Raw genomic sequence first — 14,198 nt, forward strand, 5'->3', positions numbered from 1 at the left:
GAATGGGCCAAGACGAGCTGTGACTCACCGTGCAGGCGAGGAAACGGCGTCGGTGCCTCACGCCGGAACTTCACCACGCCACCACCCGCGGCGTCAGCCCCGCCCCACATGCCTCCCGCACCCCACCCCTCACGGCTGCCAGACCCCCAGCCCAGTTGCCTTCGCACTCGCCTGCGCCGCCTGGAAGTAGCTCAGGTACTTGGTGTTGGGGCCACCCTCGACTGCCGTTGCCAGCCCAGCCAGCACGAGCTGGGCGTTTACAAGCTGCTGGTCCTGCCAGATGTAAACCCACATCGCCCGACTCGGCGCGTAGGCCGCCTTGTCCTGCTCGACATAGACCAACGTGTTCACCGGCAGCGCCTTCGTGAGCCAGGCTGTTGCCGCAACTTCTTGCCCCTTCGGCACCTGCACGCCGATCAGTTCGGCCGGGAAATCCGTGTAGTCGGCGTTCAGGACCAGGTGGCTACCGTCCAGCACCTGAACGACCCGGTAGAGCTTCATGGCAGCCGGGTCTGGTGAGACGGGCGATGCGGCCCCATAGTTGACCTGGACAGCGGGGGCGCTGCCGGTGGACTGGGTGGCGTTCGGGTCCCGGGGACCCGTGTTGTAGGGGTTGAAGTTGTAGTTGTCGTTGTCATCCCCGTTGCTCTCACAGGCGAGGCCGTCGTGGTCGCGGTCGAGGTGGGCGCTGTAGGCCCCGTCGCTGCGGGGAATGTCATAGCGCCCCGCCGCTCTCGCAGCCTGGCAGCTTGCAAACCAGACCGCCTGCCGCGGGGCAGTGGGAGGGGTCGCTGGTGTGCCGACGTGACAGGTGGAGTTCTGGGGAATGTAGGAGTTCCCGCAGGGTTTTCCAGTGCTGGAGGTTGCGGCCACGCCGGTAGAGGCCAAGGTCAGTACGGTGAGGGTGAGCAGCTTCTTCATCAACAGAGACTCCTGATTCAGCGAAGCACGCCTGGCCTTCTCTGTCGCGCGAGTTTGCCCGTCACCTTGCGGCAAGCCCCTCACTCCCCCCACGTCCCCAGTACCCGCTTCTTGCGCACCGCCCTCACCTATCCCAGGGTCGATACCGGGTGTGTTCCCAGTGCCGCCCATCCTGGCTTACGGCGTACACACGTCCGCAGTTGCGGATGGTTCGGTCGAGTTGGACCGGAGGGTAGGCGGGATTGTCGCTGTACATGGCCGGACGCCCGCAGTGGGGCCGCAGCCGCTTCACCACCAGGTTGCCGTCGGGAAGCCGGAAGGCAAAGGTGTGTCCGGTATCCGACAGCACGTCCTTGCTGTCCACCAGCACGAACGCTCCATGTGTGATACCGGTGCCGTCCGCGAGGGTCATGCTGTCGCCATCCACCTGAAGAACGAACATCCCGAACCGGCGGAACCCGGGCGGGATGGGCATGCGGCGACGCACAGGAAAAGGCGTTGGATCCAGAGGACTTCCGGCGCTGATTAAGCCCAGGACGGGGGCTTTGCTGGGAGCATAACGTTTGGGTAGAAAGCAGGACGGCAAGGGCAAAGTCTCCTTTAGTTCAGCAGTTGTGGGCTGTAATCGCTGGTCACGCCAGCGACCAGGCCGATGACGTGGGCTTCATTGGCAGGGATGTCTTCGTACTGCCGGTTCTCCGCCCGGAAGACGGAGCCGAGGCGTGTGGTGGTGTACAGACGGACGTGCACGCCATCGGTGTCCGTGATGACGTACACCCGCCCCTCGTCCAGAGTGGTCTGTTTCCGGTCGATGTGGAGGTAATCGCCAGGGCGGATGCTGGCGGGGCTGGTGCCCTGCATCTCGTCGGTATCGGCCCGGAGGAGCAGCGGCTGCCCGATGCCAGGCATGACGGCCTCGTGGTCCACAGCAGGACCGGGCGTGTCGGGGGTGAGCGCTGCCTTCAAGGGATACACATCGGCACTGCCTTCGCCGACCAAGGTGGCATCCACAATGCCTAGATCGACGCCAGTGGCCCGCTGCATCTCGGCCAACGTCCAGCCGAGGGCGCGGGCAAGGGCGACGACTCGCCCAATCGCCATCCCCGTTAGGGGAGAGGTGCCCGTTTCCAGGGCGGAAATACTGCGCTGGGCGACGGTGTACTCCGTACGAGCCATAACCTCTTCTTGCGAGAGACCTAGCTGTACACGACGTTCACGGAGAGCCTCTGCCCATTCGGGTATGGCTTTCAGATTCGCTCTGGCACGCGGCTTTGGCATCTGGGGGTTTAGCATCTCCTTGCTAGTACGGTAATGCTACACACGGAGTTCCGGAGGAGCTACTCAGAAAAATCTCTAGCATTGAATTGCTAGCTAAATCCTGCTAAAGTGTGCTTATGGAAGAACACTCCGTAGGCCCGAAGACATACGGCCTGAGCCAGCTCCAGGCCCTGCGTAAGTGGCGGCGTATGACACAGCAGGAGCTGTCGGAGGCCTCCGGCGTTGCTCTTTCAACGATTCAAAAGCAGGAGCGTGGGAACCTGGAAGATGCTGCAGTGAGCGTTGCCGGGCCGCTGGCGAAAGCGTTGGCGGTCCCCATCGAAGCCCTTTGGGACACTGCATTTAGCAAAGAATTGCTAGAGCAGGGGGAGTCGATTCCCGCATGACCCGCCGTTCCAACGCCATCACCGAAGTCCGTATTACCCGCGACCCCTGCCCGGTCATCGCCCACCACTTCGGCGCGTGGGCACTGGACCAGGCGGCAGCAGCAGGTCAGGACGTCCGGGGCCTGGTGCCCCATCCCCTTCCCACTCACCCCGCGCCCCAGGCGCGTAACGAGCGGCCCGACCAACAGGCGGGCTGAAGCCAAAGGAAAACGCACGGCCCGAAGGTCGCGCGTCTCTGAAACCCCGAAAACCTGTTAACCCCCCGTCGGCAAAACTGTGGGTTCGCAGGCCCCTCAAAGAGGAGGCTTCTACGTGCATCGTACACCCAGCAACACCCCCAATGTGGGGAATCGCACACGAGTGACGCTCCACGGCCGCGCTCCCGGTTTGCCGACCGGTGACGAGCGCGGGTGGCTGGCCTGACAAACGAAATCGGGCGCGTCCGAAACACGCGCCCACCCGTTATTGCCGACGAGGTAGCCGGATGATACAGCAGCTCAGCAGCATCCCCAACACCCCCCCAGCGTTCAAGGTGCCCGTGTCCACCCTGGTAGACAGCACGCGCCGCCTCTTCCGGCACAGCGTCTGGTACCACCCGGACAGCGCCTGCCCCGGCTGGCTGCACCTGACCTTCGAGCCGGGCTGGCTGGGCAACACGGCAAGCGGCCGCGTCTGCTACGTGCGGCACATGACCTGCCTGGAAGGCGAACTCCACCAGACCATCGAGCGCGTGCAGGTCGAGCATGGCGTCCACCTGTGGTTGCGGCCCATCAAGGTCCCGACAACCTGGCCGCGAGGGAACCACTGGTGGCCGGAAGTGGCATGCGCCGGGCTGCCGCTCGACGCGGCGAAGGTGCGCGAATGTCTGAAGGCGGTGGCGGCGTGAGCGGCGGCAAGGTTTACCGGCATGTCGAGGTGTTGCGCCTGGAACGCGACCCCCACGCCCTCATGTATGCCCCCGAACAGCCCTACCGCCTGACCCTGTGGGAGCCAGATACCAACGTCCATGAAGACGACGTGCCACATGGGTGCAAGAACCTGAGCCGCATCGAGCTGCTGGCCCTGCGGAATACCTGTAACGAGCTGCTGGCCGAGAGTGCGGAGGTCGTGACCACCGACCACGCCCTCCGCAACCTCCAGCAGATTGAGCTGCTGCGCGAGGCCCTGCCCGCCCCGTTGCGTCCCACCGTGGGCAGCGGCTACCGCCCCAGCGCCTGGTGCAAGGCGTGCGGGATGCCCTATGACGCCAGCCTGCCCTGCTGCCCCGAGGAGGGCTGCGGCCAGCCCCAGGCGGCTCCAGTGCCGCAGACCCCGCCCCTGGGCACATGCAGTGAGGCTGGGTGCGGCGCGGCCTGCACGGGCCTCATCTGCTCGCCCTGCCTGGAAGGGCGGCTGTGATGCGCGCCTACCTCCGCTCGCAGCTCGGCTTCGGGCCGCTCGGCCTGCTGCTGGTCACGCCGCTGGTGCTGCTGGCCGCCCTGTTCGCGGTGCTGGGCCTGCACATGGCCTGGGCCGCTGCCGACCACCCCCAACTGCTGCTGGTCGCCGCCGTCGAGTACGCCGGTGCGCTGGCCGCGCTGTGCGTCATCCGCCGCATTCAGGCCGCCGTGCCCCAGGAGCTGCCGTGAAACTCTCCGACGTTCAGAAGCGCCTGAGTGCGCCCTTCCCCGCCCACCTCGTCAACTGGAAGCCCGGCGCGATGACCAAGGACCGCACCCGCGCCCTGCTGATGGCCTACATCGACGCCCGCGCCGTGATGGACCGGCTGGACGCCCTGTGCCCGGACCTGTGGGCCTTCGACGTCGAGGTGGTCCCCGGTGCCCCCATCCCCACCGTGAAGGGCACGCTCACCGTGCTGGGCGTCTCCCGCTCGGACATCGGGGAGGCAGACACCGCCAGCGAGGCGGGCACGCTCAAGGCCGCGGCCTCCGACGCGCTGAAGCGCTGCGCGGTCCACTTCGGCATCGGGCGCTACCTGTACGACCTCCCCAAGCAGTGGGTGGACTGGGACGACCAGAAGCGCGAGCCGGTGCGCGTGCCCGAACTGCCGGAGTGGGCGCGCGCCGAGCACGAGCGCACCCCCGGCGGCGCGCACATCGTGCAGACGATGGAGCAACTCCGGTACGAGCTGCCCGAGGACGTGGACCTCCAGCGCGAGGTCTACAAGCACCTCAAAGCCGCGCTGAACAGCGTGCATCCCCCACGGCAGTCCACCACGACATCCCGTGAAGCCGAAGCGGAGGGCGACTTGCCGACGCCCCCTATTGACCCCATCACGAAGACCACCAAGGGCCAGATTGCCGCGCACCTGGAAGGCGGACGCTGGGGCCTGGACCGGCCCACACGGCTGGCGTTCACGTCCTGGCTAGCCGAGCGCCGGGACGCGCCGCTCGCCACCAGCGCGGACCTGACGGAGGCGGAGGGCCGCAGGGTCCTGAACGCCCTCCAGCGGTGCCTGAAACCCAAGACGCTGCTCGACCAGTGGCGCGCGAATCCTGCCGGCCTGCCGGGGGAGGCCGAGGTGCTGGGGGCGGTGGGCTGAGATGGCCGAGATCAAGCTGCACGGGAAGCGGGGTGAGGGCAAGGTGGCGCTCTGCGACGACGCGGACTATGCCCTCCTCTCGCGGCACCGCTGGCACCTGGACAAGCGCGGCTACGCGCGCACCTACCGTCCCCTGGAATACGGCCGGAGTACGACCGTCGCCATGCACCAGCTCCTCGCCGACGAGAAGGGGGGCCACTACCGGGACCACCTCAACGGTGACCGGCTGAACAACCGGCGGGCCAACCTGCGCCCTTGCACGCAGCGCGAGAACTCCTACAACCGCTGCGTCCACCGCAACAGCAAGACGCGCGTGAAGGGTGTCAGCCGCTACCGGGGGAAGTACCGCGCCGTCATTCACAAGGATGGCGAGCAGGTGTACCTGGGGCTGTTCCCGACGCTGGACCTCGCGGCAGCGGCCTACAACGGCGCGGCCATCGCGCTGTTCGGGGCGTTCGCACGGCTGAATCCCATCCCAGTTCCCGCAGAGGGGGTGCCCAATGCCGCGGACTGAGATGGCCCCCCTCACGGACGTCCTGGCGAGCATGTTCGAGCAGGCCGCGCAGGGACGCATCGTCCAGCACACCGTCGCGCGCGGCCTGCACCTCAAGGTGGTCGTGCGCGAGAGTGGGCGGCGCGAGCTGCTGCTGTGGCGCAACGCCTCGCGGCTGCCCAGCCGGACGGAGTGCGACGTGGTGGCCCGTGACGCCGGGTTCGTCGAGCCGGTGTTCAAGGCCTGGCTGTGCGAGGGCGTGGACGGCTTCCACCTGCGCGACCGGGCCGACTGGCAGCATCTCTGCACCCACGACTGGGGCGAGACGGTGTTCCTGTCCGGGCGGCAGGAGGGCGGCACCTCCCGCACCTGCAACCGCTGCAGGACCACGGCCTCGACCTGGCACAAGAAGCGGGCCAAGGCCTCGACGTTCCTCTACAACGACCACGAGATCAGCGAGGCGGTCTATCTGGCCGCCACGGTGGCCGGGCCGATGCCCAGCACGCTGGACCAGGAGACGCGGGCGGCGCTGATAGCCGAGATGACCGGCCAGCCGACTACTGTGCAGGACCGGCTGGCGCTGCGCGGCGAGGTCTGCGGGCTGTGCCGCCACGGGGAACCGGAGTGGGACGGCATGGTCGCCTGCACGCTGGGCTGGGAGGCACACGACAACGTCTGGCGGGAGCTGCCGCGCAAGCAGTGGCAGGCCGTCCAGATGGGGCACCCAGGCGTGCCGCTACCGCTGCTGACGCCGAACTGCCGCTGCATGGCGGTGGGCGGGCGCTGGCTGCCGAGGAAGGTGGCGGCATGAGCCGTAACACGGCGATGTCCCTCGTCGCCCAATTCCTGGGCCGCCAGAACACCATCCCCATCCCGGTGCCCTTCGTGCAGATCACCGGCGACTACACCAGCGCTGCCTTCCTAGCGCAGTGTCTGTACTGGGGCGACCGGACGACGGACGCAGGCGGATGGTTCCACAAGAGCCACGAGGAGTGGGCCGAGGAACTGCTGCTCTCGCCGGATCAGGTGCGCCGTTGCGTGAAGTCCTGCGGGGACATGATCGAGGTCAAGCGTAAGGGTGTGCCGGCCAGGAACTACTACCGCGCCAACCGGGAAGCCGTCGCAGAAGCCCTGGAGAGGTTGGCATTTGAAAGCCGGAACCCAACGACAAGATGTGGGGAAACCCAACATCTGGATGCGGACAAACCCCACGACAGTACGTTGGGAAACCCCACGACAAGTCGTACGGAAAACCCTGCATCTATATCAAAGCCCACAGCAGAGCCTACGCAAAGCCTACAAACAGAAGAAGAGGGCAGTGCCGCGAACCTGCCACTCCCTGCTACCGCCGCCGCTGCTCCAGGGGACCAGGAAAAGCCAGGGAGACGGAGCGCCGTCGGCGCTGAACGCGCCGAGGCCCCTGGCGGGGCCAGCACAGCGAACGCCTCAACGCTCACGGGGCAGGGCAATACCACGGCGAACGCTGGAACAGGCAACGCCACCAGCACTGAAGAAATTCCGGGCGCGGCGGCGCGGCCCGGCGAGGCAGTCCTGCGCGCGGCGATGGGCCACTCCTTCTACGAGGAGCTGCTGGCCGAGGACCCCGACCGCGCGGCCTGGGGCGACCTGACCGAGCAGCGCATCGCAGAGCTGCGCCTGGCTGCAAAGGCGGACGCGAAGGTCAGGAAGCTCCACAAGTGGCGCACGCCGTTCATCGCACTGCTGGACGCGGAGATTGTCCCTGCCCAGACCCCCACCACCCCCACGAAGTCAAGCGTGAATGACCTCGTGAGGGCACGCCTGCAAGGAGTGAAGCCATGATGGACTCCAACGAGCACGTAACCGCCGCGCAAGTGGACCCCCAGATCCTCAGCCTCGCCCAACTTCTGAATGCCCACCCGAACGCACGGCGCGGCCTCCAGCGCAGCATTGAGCGTCAGCAGCAGCAACGCGAAGCGCGGTGCACCCCCCGGAAGTTCGAGGCCCCGATGGACTGCCCCCACTGCGGCGCGCCGGGCATCGTCTACTTGACGCTGCCCACGGAGGATGGTCCCCGCGAGTTTCGCCGCAAGCCGATGGACTGCTGCCAGCCCGCCCTGCGAGACGCGGCGGAGAACGCCCTGCACTACGCCCTGAACCCGAACAACGACCCGGTGGAGCGCGTCGAGGCCGCTGACCGTTATGCGGCCCTGAAAGAAAGCATCATGGCTCCGGCGCTGCTGCGCGAGCTGGAGACGCACGAGGCGATCCTGGCCGACATCGAGAGCCGCGTCTCTGGTCTGAACCGCGCCCAGGGTGGCGTAGATACGGAGCGGCTGTGAGTACCCTCAACCCCGCCGTGCAGGATGCCCTGTGCGATGCCACCATCAGCGAGGACGGCCTGACTCTCACCCTCGCGGGTCAGCTCGACCGCGCCACCTACCAGGCCACCGCGAAGGCCATCGAGGCCCTGGGCGGCAAGTGGAACCGCAAGGCCAAGGCGCACCTATTCACCCGCGACGTGCGCGAGGTCCTGGCCGGAGTGCTGGACGGCGACAGGCTGCCCAAGAAGAACCCTTTGGCTTTCTTCCCGACGCCCGAGCCGGTGGTCGTCGAGATGTTCAAGCGCATCTGGCCCTGGCCGAACGGCTCGCGCTTCCTGGAGCCGAGCGCGGGCGAGGGGGCTATCGCGGACCTGCTGTGGGGCAAGCACAGCGTCTACGCGGATTGCGTCGAGCTGGACGAGGACCGGGCGCAGACCATCCGCAAGAAGGGCTACCCCGTCGTGGGGAGTGACTTTCTGGCCTTCACGCCGGAGACGCCTTACGACTACGTGCTGATGAACCCGCCGTTCACGGCAGAGGGCGACCCGCAGGCGTACATCACCCACATCGAGCACGCCCTGAAGTGCCTGCGCCCCGGCGGCGAGCTGCTGGCCGTCGTGCCGGGGGGCTTTGCCTGGCTGACCCGGCAGCGCGTGGCCGCGTTCCGCGAATTCTGCACGAAGCACGCTCAAAGTCCCCTGCACGAGTTCGTCCCCGGCACGTTTAAGGCCAGCGGGACAGACATCGCCACCTGCCTGATTCACATCACCAAGCCCGAGGAGGCCGCCATGCCTGCACCTGCCGAACAGCCCAAGAAGGACCGCAAGAGCAGCAAGAAGATGGAGGTGGCCGAGATGTCCGAACCTGTAGTTGAAGAAGCAGCGGCAGCACCTGTGGCCGCGGAGCTGCCGGGTACGCCGACCCTGCTGCCCGAGCAGCCCGCACCCGCGCCTACCGTCACGCCCATCCTCGACGGCAGCACCTCCAGCGTGTTCCGCCTCGAGCAGCTCGTCCCCTCGCCCCTGAACCCCCGCAAGCAGTTCGAGCAGAGTGCCCTGGAGGAGTTGGCCGAGTCCATCTTCCACAAAGGCCTGATGCAAAACCTCGTCGGCCGCGTGGCCGAGAACGGCCAGGACGTGGAAGTGGTCGCCGGTGGTCGCCGCCTGCGCGCCCTGAAGGTGTTGGCCGAGCAGGGCCGCATTCCGGCCGACTACCCGGTGCCTGTGCGTGTGCAGCCTCTCACCGACCTGGAGGCGCTGCAACTGGCGACCGCCGAGAACGTCGAGCGGCGCAACATGACGCCCATCGAGGAGGCCGACGCTTTCGCGCAGATGGTCGCCTTGGGCGCGACACCGGAGGACATCGCGCTGCGCTTCGGCTACAACCTGCGGACCGTTCAGCAGCGCCTGGTGCTGGCCGAGGGGCTGGGCGAGGACGGGCGGAAATTGTTCGCGGACGGCACTATCGGGCTGGGGCAGGCGCAGGTCATCGCGCAGAGCGCAGGGCCGCTGCGAAAGCATGTCGTGGCGGAGGCCAAGCGGGGCGGTAGCATTTCGAGCCTCAATTCCCTGATCAAGCGCAGCAGCTTCCTGGTGGAGTACGCGAAGTTCGATGTCCGTGCGTCGAAACTGGAAGTGGTGGGGGACCTGTACGGAGATTCCCCCGCCCGCTTTGCCGACCCAAAGGCCGCACTGGCCTGTCAGATGGATTGGGTCAAGGCCCGCGCCACCGACCTCGAAGGCAAAAAAGAACAGCACTTCGTTGAAGTGCAGGTGCAGAACAAGGACTATCTCAGCGCTTCCTACGACGAGTACACCAGTTACGACGCACCCAAAGAACTGCTGGGGACGGTCATTCTGGTCAGTTCCGTGACCGGCGAGGTCAAGGAAACTCGGGTCGCCCGCAAATCGGAGATCAAGAGCCACGAGGCGAAGAAGCAGGCCCAGGAGCGCAAGCAGGCCGCGACTGAGGCCTCGGGCAGCGAGGGCGGGGCCATCCGCAAGTCGGCCTGGACAGACGGTCACATGGCCCGCGCCAGCGCCCTGCGCACGTCGCTGCTCGGAGACCACAAGCGTGCGGTGGCGCTGACCATCCTCTCGATGCTGGAAGCCGCGCCGGTCAGCCTACGCGCGAGCTTGAGCCATGCCCAGGCCACGCCCATTCCGGCAGGACTGGACCGTCTGCGGCAGATCGACGTGAAGGTCAGCGGCGCACTGGCCGTCACGGGGGAGGCTGCTCCCAAAAAGCCGCTTGGCCTGAGGTTCGGTTACAGCGCTGAAGGGAAGGAGGCCTACGCGGTCCTCCAGACGTTGCTCACGCTCTCCCTGGAGGAGTTGCTTGACATCCAGAGCGTGCTGATCGCGCAGGCAGTGGGCGGCTGGAGCGAGTACAACCCCCTGCACGCGCCTTACGAGTTCGTCTCACGCCTCGCGGCTGACACGGGGGCCACGGTAGCGTTCAGGCTCACCGACGCTCACCTCAAGGCGTATCCACGCGACCGGCTGCTGGAGCTGGCCGCCGACGCGGGCATCGAGCAGGGTCACGGTCTCGAAGGCGAGATGAGCAAGCTCGCCACGAACAAGGACATTCGCGCGGCCATCCTCCAGCACGCCGACGCCCTGGCTGAGCGCGGGTACGTGCCGCCTATCGCCCGCTTCCCGGAGGTTGTGGGACCGGACCCGGTAGACGTGGCGTACCGTGCTGACGCCAAGGCTGTGGTCCTACGCCTGAGCGACGTGCAACTGGACGAACTGCTCGAAGACCTGGGGTACGACACGACCAACGAGGACGTGACGGCGAGCGGCCTGAACCTCATCCAGCAGGAGATCGACGACATGGATGACGAGGAGTTGCGCGGCTGGGAGGCCCTGAAGCGCCTGGCCGCGCAACTCGGCCCCGACCAGACCGCCGCCGACTGAAGCCACGTGGGGCCGCCCCGCGCGGCCCCCTCTCCGGAGGGCGTTATGACCACCCAGCACCAACCGAACACCACCCTCACCATCACCCCGGCACCGTCCCCCTCCCGCCCCGAGCGGCACGAACTCGCCCTGCCCAGTGGAGAGGTCGTTGGCAAGGGCCGGACCCTTTTCCACGCACAGTGCTGGCGGGACGGCTGGGATGCCCGCATGGACCTGCGCAGCCAGCGCAGCGGCCCCCAGCCTCACCACGACGGCTACGGCCACTGGCAGCGGGGCTGGGAACGCGCCAACGCCCACGAGCAGCAGCGCGCGAAGCGACAGGCCGGGAGGGCCGCATGAAGAACACCCTGAAAGTCACCGTGGACGCCATCAAGCACGAGCGCGACAAGGACGGCGTCCCCTTCACCACCCTGCACCTGGAACTACCCAGCGGCACGGACCTGAAGTTTCTCCAGCGCGCCCACCTCATCACCCGTAAAAAGGAGAGCCGCGAGGTGGCCACCTTCACCCTCCGCATTTACGGGGGCGGCGACCGGCGCACCTGGAGGCTGACCAGCAAGGGCAGCAAGACCAAGGATTACCGAGTTGTCGCCGTGCTGGAGGTGTATTTCAACGAGCAGGCCCGTTTCGAGAGGTACTTCGACCCGGCCGACCCAACGGCCTACGACGTCGAGCTGGACGTGGAAATCGAAGAACCCACCACCCCTCTCTTCGGGAAGAGGGACGACGACAGCGAAAGCGAGGGCATGAGCGCATGAAGGCCCTTTCCCTCTCCATCCCCTGGCCCACCGCTATCCAGAAACATGGCAAGCGAGTGGAGAACCGCGAACGCTGGGAGCCGCACGCCCACCTCATCGCGCAGGCTCGCCGCATCGTTGGCCAGGACCTCGCCATCCACAGCAGCGGCACCTATGACCGCAAGGGGGCCGAGTACATCCAGTCACTGACCGGCGTGCTGTACGGCCGCCGCGACGTGCCCAGCAAGGCCGTCACCAGCGTGGTCAAGGTGACCGGCCTCCTGCTGACCGGCGACCGCTGCCCGCGCGGACAGGAGCGCTGGTACTTCGGCAGCGTGGCCCTAGTGCTGGACGAGGTGCGCGTGCTGCCCAAGCCGGTGAGTGTGTCCGGAGGCCTGGGCTTCTGGAATCTGACCGGGGACGTGCTGGCTGACGTGACCGCACAACTCGACGCCATTTCCCCCCTTCGGAGTGTCTGACCATGACCCTGATCACCGATGCCACCCGCAACCTGAACCCCTGGAACCTGAAGGAAGGCGACCGTTGCTTTCAAATCCTGATTGACTGCGACACCGTTCTCTATGGCGGCCAGCACATCAAATACAGCGGCAAGGTGAGCGTGCCGGAAGGCAAGGCCGACCATTTGGAGGAGGCCGCCACCATTGCCTTCAGCATCGCTCAGCAGGACGGCCTGAGGGCCGCGCTGATGTCCTATTGCGCCTTCTACTACTACGACGAGGATGAGGAAGGGTGGGTGCAGTTCCTGTGACCGCTCCGCAACCCGTCCCCGTGCTGCCCGTGCTGTCGGCGCGTGCCCAATTGGCCTCTGCGGCCCAGCAGGCCTTGATCATCGCCGGGCCGCACCGGGAACCCCGGCACATCGCTGCCGAGGCAGTGGAACACGCCGACGCGCTGCTGGTGGCGCTCTGCCCGGAGCCGCTGCCGAACGCGGGGGACGAGGCCGTGCTGGGGTACGGGGGACGGCCATGACCGGTGAATCCCAGGGCTTGGCCGCCCTCCGCCGTGAAGTGTTCGCTTCCCAGGCCATCACCCTCCAGACAGACCACTACTGCGACGTGCTGGAGCGCATCCTGGACGGGAAGCGCGTGAAGGCGGGCGAGGTCGGGACGGTGGTCGTCGCGCCGGTGGCCGCCGCCCGTGACATGCAGATCAGTGCCCGGCGGTACGCCGATAGCCGCAGCAGCTACGTCACGGGGGAGGTCAACGAGCACACCCGCGTCCTGCTGGCGCTGGGCATCCCCCTGAACACGGCAGACGGCTCTGTCTGGGCACGGGATGGGATGTACGGCTACGCGGCGTATGCCCACCAGGACAGGGGCAGCTCCTCCCAGGCCATCCCCGTGTCGCCGGGCGTGCTGCTGGAGGCCATTCGGGCAGAGGCCCAGGGCCGTGAGCTGCCAACGGCTCGCCTCGCGCGGCTGATCGCCGGGGACACGGCGGCGCTCGAAGAGCCGATCACGTCGTCTGGGGAGAGGGAGTAATGCCGGTCAACACCATTGAACTTCCTCAGGGCCTGCGCGACACCCTCGATGCGTTTATCCTGGCCGACCCAGGACGCGAGCATGGCGGCTTCCTGTTCGGCACGCCTCTGCGTTTCGACACCTTTCTGCCCGTGCCCAACGTCTCGGCACGGCCACAGCGCGAGTACAAGGTGCCAGACAACTGGCAGGACTACGTGAATGTCTTTGCCTGTGTCACCGGCAACGTGCCAATCGCCCACGTCCACACCCACCCCAGCCACAGCATCCCCAGTGAGCAGGACTTTCGCGCAGGCCAGTATTGGTACCGGCTCGTGCGCTACATGGTCCTGATTGCCCCGAATGCCAGCGGGAACAAGACGACGTGGTGGGTCCTTGATCGGAATGCCGAGGTGCAGGAGTTGCTGCACGTGGATCGGGAGCTGGAGGCCAGCAGTCTGCTCGTCGCCCGCCGCTACGGGTTCGCGGCTCTGGGCCAAGTGTTGCTCGACCAGCAGGGCAGCCTGCGGGGACCCAGCGCCACGGCGCAGGTGCTGCTGGAGAACTCCCAGGCCCGGCAGCTTTACGCCCGCCTTCTGGCCCAGGGACCAGTGCGCACGAAGGCCGAGCTGGCGAAGGTGGCAGGCCTGCCCGCCGAGCGTGCGCAGGCCCTCGCCAAAGCCCTGGAAGCAGCCGGACTGGTGGAGATCAAGGTGCTGCGGTATGGGGAACGCGGCACCGAATACCGGGCCGTCAGCCTGTTTGCCGGGGGTGGGGTTTGAACGCCGCCGAGATCGAAGTCCTTCACCTTCTCACCCCGGAGGAGCGCGCCCGCCGCGCCGAACTGGAGGAGCAGGTGGTGGTGGGCGTCCGCGCAGGCATCATGGCGGGCCGGGCATTGCGGACCCTCCAGGCTGAGAAGCTCTACCGCAGCACCCACGCCACCTTCGAGGCCTACGGACTGGAGACGTTCGGGCTGTCCCGCGCCCGGCTGTACCAGCTCATCGACTTCGCAGAGGTGGCGGAGGAGGCCGCGGCACGCGGCATCGAGGTCAGCAACGAGCGGCTGGCCCGTGCCCTCGGGGTCGTGCCGCCTGACGACTACCGCCTGGTGCTGGACGTGACCAGGGCCGTGACCGGCA

At 67.0% G+C, this 14,198-nt stretch carries 21 protein-coding genes and 3 pseudogenes; 20 read left to right on the top strand and 4 right to left on the bottom strand.

All coding sequences use genetic code 11. The features are described from left to right. Positions 1-129 precede the first annotated feature (129 nt). The 4 genes and pseudogenes from ABEA67_RS18510 to ABEA67_RS19500 all read right to left on the bottom strand — a co-directional run. Entirely contained in the window at positions 130-921 is a 792-nt protein-coding gene (locus tag ABEA67_RS18510) for an excalibur calcium-binding domain-containing protein (RefSeq protein WP_345468180.1), read from the bottom strand. 124 nt (positions 922-1,045) lie between these two features. Further along, entirely contained in the window at positions 1,046-1,513 is a 468-nt protein-coding gene (locus ABEA67_RS18515) for a LexA family protein (RefSeq protein ID WP_425557223.1), read from the bottom strand. Between the two features lie 8 nt (positions 1,514-1,521). Further along, a complete protein-coding gene (locus ABEA67_RS18520) occupies positions 1,522-1,887 on the bottom strand; it encodes a S24 family peptidase (protein WP_345468184.1) in 366 nt (121 codons plus the stop codon). A 105-nt stretch (positions 1,888-1,992) separates the two neighbouring features. Further along, positions 1,993-2,214, bottom strand: a pseudogene (locus ABEA67_RS19500) (helix-turn-helix domain-containing protein); the annotation flags it as partial. A 101-nt stretch (positions 2,215-2,315) separates the two neighbouring features. On the opposite strand from ABEA67_RS19500, the gene ABEA67_RS18525 reads away from it, so the two are divergent. From ABEA67_RS18525 to ABEA67_RS18615, 20 genes and pseudogenes are all read left to right on the top strand, one after another. Beyond that, positions 2,316-2,585, top strand: coding sequence for a helix-turn-helix transcriptional regulator (locus tag ABEA67_RS18525; protein ID WP_345468187.1), 270 nt, complete (start codon positions 2,316-2,318; stop codon positions 2,583-2,585). Further along, positions 2,582-2,782, top strand: a complete 201-nt coding sequence (locus ABEA67_RS18530; protein WP_345468189.1) for a hypothetical protein — start codon at positions 2,582-2,584, stop codon at positions 2,780-2,782. The genes ABEA67_RS18525 and ABEA67_RS18530 overlap by 4 nt, the downstream gene beginning before the upstream one ends. Positions 2,783-3,069: 287 nt before the next feature. Then, on the top strand, positions 3,070-3,471 hold the full coding sequence (locus ABEA67_RS18535; protein ID WP_345468190.1) for a hypothetical protein: 402 nt from the start codon (positions 3,070-3,072) through the stop codon (positions 3,469-3,471). Next, positions 3,447-3,983, top strand: coding sequence for a hypothetical protein (locus ABEA67_RS18540; RefSeq protein WP_345468192.1), 537 nt, complete (start codon positions 3,447-3,449; stop codon positions 3,981-3,983). The genes ABEA67_RS18535 and ABEA67_RS18540 overlap by 25 nt, the downstream gene beginning before the upstream one ends. Next, positions 3,983-4,213 carry a hypothetical protein gene (locus ABEA67_RS18545; protein ID WP_345468193.1) on the top strand — a complete coding sequence of 77 codons (231 nt, stop codon included), beginning with the start codon at positions 3,983-3,985 and terminating at the stop codon, positions 4,211-4,213. Before ABEA67_RS18540 ends, ABEA67_RS18545 begins: the two co-directional genes overlap by 1 nt. Further along, positions 4,210-4,831: pseudogene (locus ABEA67_RS18550) on the top strand (Rad52/Rad22 family DNA repair protein); the annotation flags it as partial. The gene ABEA67_RS18545 and the pseudogene ABEA67_RS18550, both read left to right, overlap by 4 nt. A gap of 2 nt (positions 4,832-4,833) precedes the next feature. Continuing rightward, a complete protein-coding gene (locus tag ABEA67_RS19505) occupies positions 4,834-5,127 on the top strand; it encodes a hypothetical protein (protein WP_425557224.1) in 294 nt (97 codons plus the stop codon). Between the two features lies 1 nt (position 5,128). Continuing rightward, a complete protein-coding gene (locus ABEA67_RS18555; protein ID WP_345468194.1) occupies positions 5,129-5,641 on the top strand; it encodes an HNH endonuclease in 513 nt (170 codons plus the stop codon). Further along, positions 5,628-6,431, top strand: coding sequence for a hypothetical protein (locus ABEA67_RS18560; protein ID WP_345468196.1), 804 nt, complete (start codon positions 5,628-5,630; stop codon positions 6,429-6,431). Before ABEA67_RS18555 ends, ABEA67_RS18560 begins: the two co-directional genes overlap by 14 nt. Next, positions 6,428-7,441, top strand: coding sequence for a hypothetical protein (locus tag ABEA67_RS18565; RefSeq protein WP_345468198.1), 1,014 nt, complete (start codon positions 6,428-6,430; stop codon positions 7,439-7,441). Before ABEA67_RS18560 ends, ABEA67_RS18565 begins: the two co-directional genes overlap by 4 nt. Further along, positions 7,438-7,941, top strand: coding sequence for a hypothetical protein (locus tag ABEA67_RS18570; protein WP_345468200.1), 504 nt, complete (start codon positions 7,438-7,440; stop codon positions 7,939-7,941). The genes ABEA67_RS18565 and ABEA67_RS18570 overlap by 4 nt, the downstream gene beginning before the upstream one ends. Further along, positions 7,938-10,841, top strand: a complete 2,904-nt coding sequence (locus ABEA67_RS18575; RefSeq protein WP_345468202.1) for a ParB/RepB/Spo0J family partition protein — start codon at positions 7,938-7,940, stop codon at positions 10,839-10,841. Before ABEA67_RS18570 ends, ABEA67_RS18575 begins: the two co-directional genes overlap by 4 nt. 45 nt (positions 10,842-10,886) lie before the next feature. Next, on the top strand, positions 10,887-11,180 hold the full coding sequence (locus ABEA67_RS18580; RefSeq protein WP_345468205.1) for a hypothetical protein: 294 nt from the start codon (positions 10,887-10,889) through the stop codon (positions 11,178-11,180). Beyond that, positions 11,177-11,599, top strand: coding sequence for a hypothetical protein (locus tag ABEA67_RS18585; RefSeq protein ID WP_345468207.1), 423 nt, complete (start codon positions 11,177-11,179; stop codon positions 11,597-11,599). The genes ABEA67_RS18580 and ABEA67_RS18585 overlap by 4 nt, the downstream gene beginning before the upstream one ends. Beyond that, positions 11,596-12,057 (top strand): ASCH domain-containing protein, encoded by a 462-nt coding sequence (locus ABEA67_RS18590; RefSeq protein WP_345468210.1) that lies wholly within the window; start codon positions 11,596-11,598, stop codon positions 12,055-12,057. Before ABEA67_RS18585 ends, ABEA67_RS18590 begins: the two co-directional genes overlap by 4 nt. Before the next feature lie 2 nt (positions 12,058-12,059). After that, positions 12,060-12,347 carry a hypothetical protein gene (locus ABEA67_RS18595; protein WP_345468212.1) on the top strand — a complete coding sequence of 96 codons (288 nt, stop codon included), beginning with the start codon at positions 12,060-12,062 and terminating at the stop codon, positions 12,345-12,347. Next, a complete protein-coding gene (locus ABEA67_RS18600) occupies positions 12,344-12,568 on the top strand; it encodes a hypothetical protein (protein ID WP_345468214.1) in 225 nt (74 codons plus the stop codon). The genes ABEA67_RS18595 and ABEA67_RS18600 overlap by 4 nt, the downstream gene beginning before the upstream one ends. After that, entirely contained in the window at positions 12,565-13,080 is a 516-nt protein-coding gene (locus tag ABEA67_RS18605) for a hypothetical protein (protein WP_345468216.1), read from the top strand. Before ABEA67_RS18600 ends, ABEA67_RS18605 begins: the two co-directional genes overlap by 4 nt. After that, entirely contained in the window at positions 13,080-13,838 is a 759-nt protein-coding gene (locus ABEA67_RS18610; RefSeq protein ID WP_345468218.1) for a Mov34/MPN/PAD-1 family protein, read from the top strand. Before ABEA67_RS18605 ends, ABEA67_RS18610 begins: the two co-directional genes overlap by 1 nt. Continuing rightward, positions 13,835-14,198, top strand: a pseudogene (locus ABEA67_RS18615) (hypothetical protein); the annotation flags it as partial. The gene ABEA67_RS18610 and the pseudogene ABEA67_RS18615, both read left to right, overlap by 4 nt.

Origin of the sequence: Deinococcus carri (genome assembly GCF_039545055.1) — a bacterium.
GTDB lineage: Bacteria > Deinococcota > Deinococci > Deinococcales > Deinococcaceae > Deinococcus > Deinococcus carri.

Coding starts and splice junctions, on each gene's coding strand:
- ABEA67_RS18510 (WP_345468180.1), bottom strand. CDS start 921: ATGAAGAAGCTGCTCACCCTCACCGTACTGACCTTGGCCTCTACCGGC.
- ABEA67_RS18525 (WP_345468187.1), top strand. CDS start 2,316: ATGGAAGAACACTCCGTAGGCCCGAAGACATACGGCCTGAGCCAGCTC.
- ABEA67_RS18530 (WP_345468189.1), top strand. CDS start 2,582: ATGACCCGCCGTTCCAACGCCATCACCGAAGTCCGTATTACCCGCGAC.
- ABEA67_RS18535 (WP_345468190.1), top strand. CDS start 3,070: ATGATACAGCAGCTCAGCAGCATCCCCAACACCCCCCCAGCGTTCAAG.
- ABEA67_RS18540 (WP_345468192.1), top strand. CDS start 3,447: ATGTCTGAAGGCGGTGGCGGCGTGAGCGGCGGCAAGGTTTACCGGCAT.
- ABEA67_RS18545 (WP_345468193.1), top strand. CDS start 3,983: ATGCGCGCCTACCTCCGCTCGCAGCTCGGCTTCGGGCCGCTCGGCCTG.
- ABEA67_RS18555 (WP_345468194.1), top strand. CDS start 5,129: ATGGCCGAGATCAAGCTGCACGGGAAGCGGGGTGAGGGCAAGGTGGCG.
- ABEA67_RS18560 (WP_345468196.1), top strand. CDS start 5,628: ATGCCGCGGACTGAGATGGCCCCCCTCACGGACGTCCTGGCGAGCATG.
- ABEA67_RS18565 (WP_345468198.1), top strand. CDS start 6,428: ATGAGCCGTAACACGGCGATGTCCCTCGTCGCCCAATTCCTGGGCCGC.
- ABEA67_RS18570 (WP_345468200.1), top strand. CDS start 7,438: ATGATGGACTCCAACGAGCACGTAACCGCCGCGCAAGTGGACCCCCAG.
- ABEA67_RS18580 (WP_345468205.1), top strand. CDS start 10,887: ATGACCACCCAGCACCAACCGAACACCACCCTCACCATCACCCCGGCA.
- ABEA67_RS18585 (WP_345468207.1), top strand. CDS start 11,177: ATGAAGAACACCCTGAAAGTCACCGTGGACGCCATCAAGCACGAGCGC.
- ABEA67_RS18590 (WP_345468210.1), top strand. CDS start 11,596: ATGAAGGCCCTTTCCCTCTCCATCCCCTGGCCCACCGCTATCCAGAAA.
- ABEA67_RS18595 (WP_345468212.1), top strand. CDS start 12,060: ATGACCCTGATCACCGATGCCACCCGCAACCTGAACCCCTGGAACCTG.
- ABEA67_RS18605 (WP_345468216.1), top strand. CDS start 12,565: ATGACCGGTGAATCCCAGGGCTTGGCCGCCCTCCGCCGTGAAGTGTTC.
- ABEA67_RS18610 (WP_345468218.1), top strand. CDS start 13,080: ATGCCGGTCAACACCATTGAACTTCCTCAGGGCCTGCGCGACACCCTC.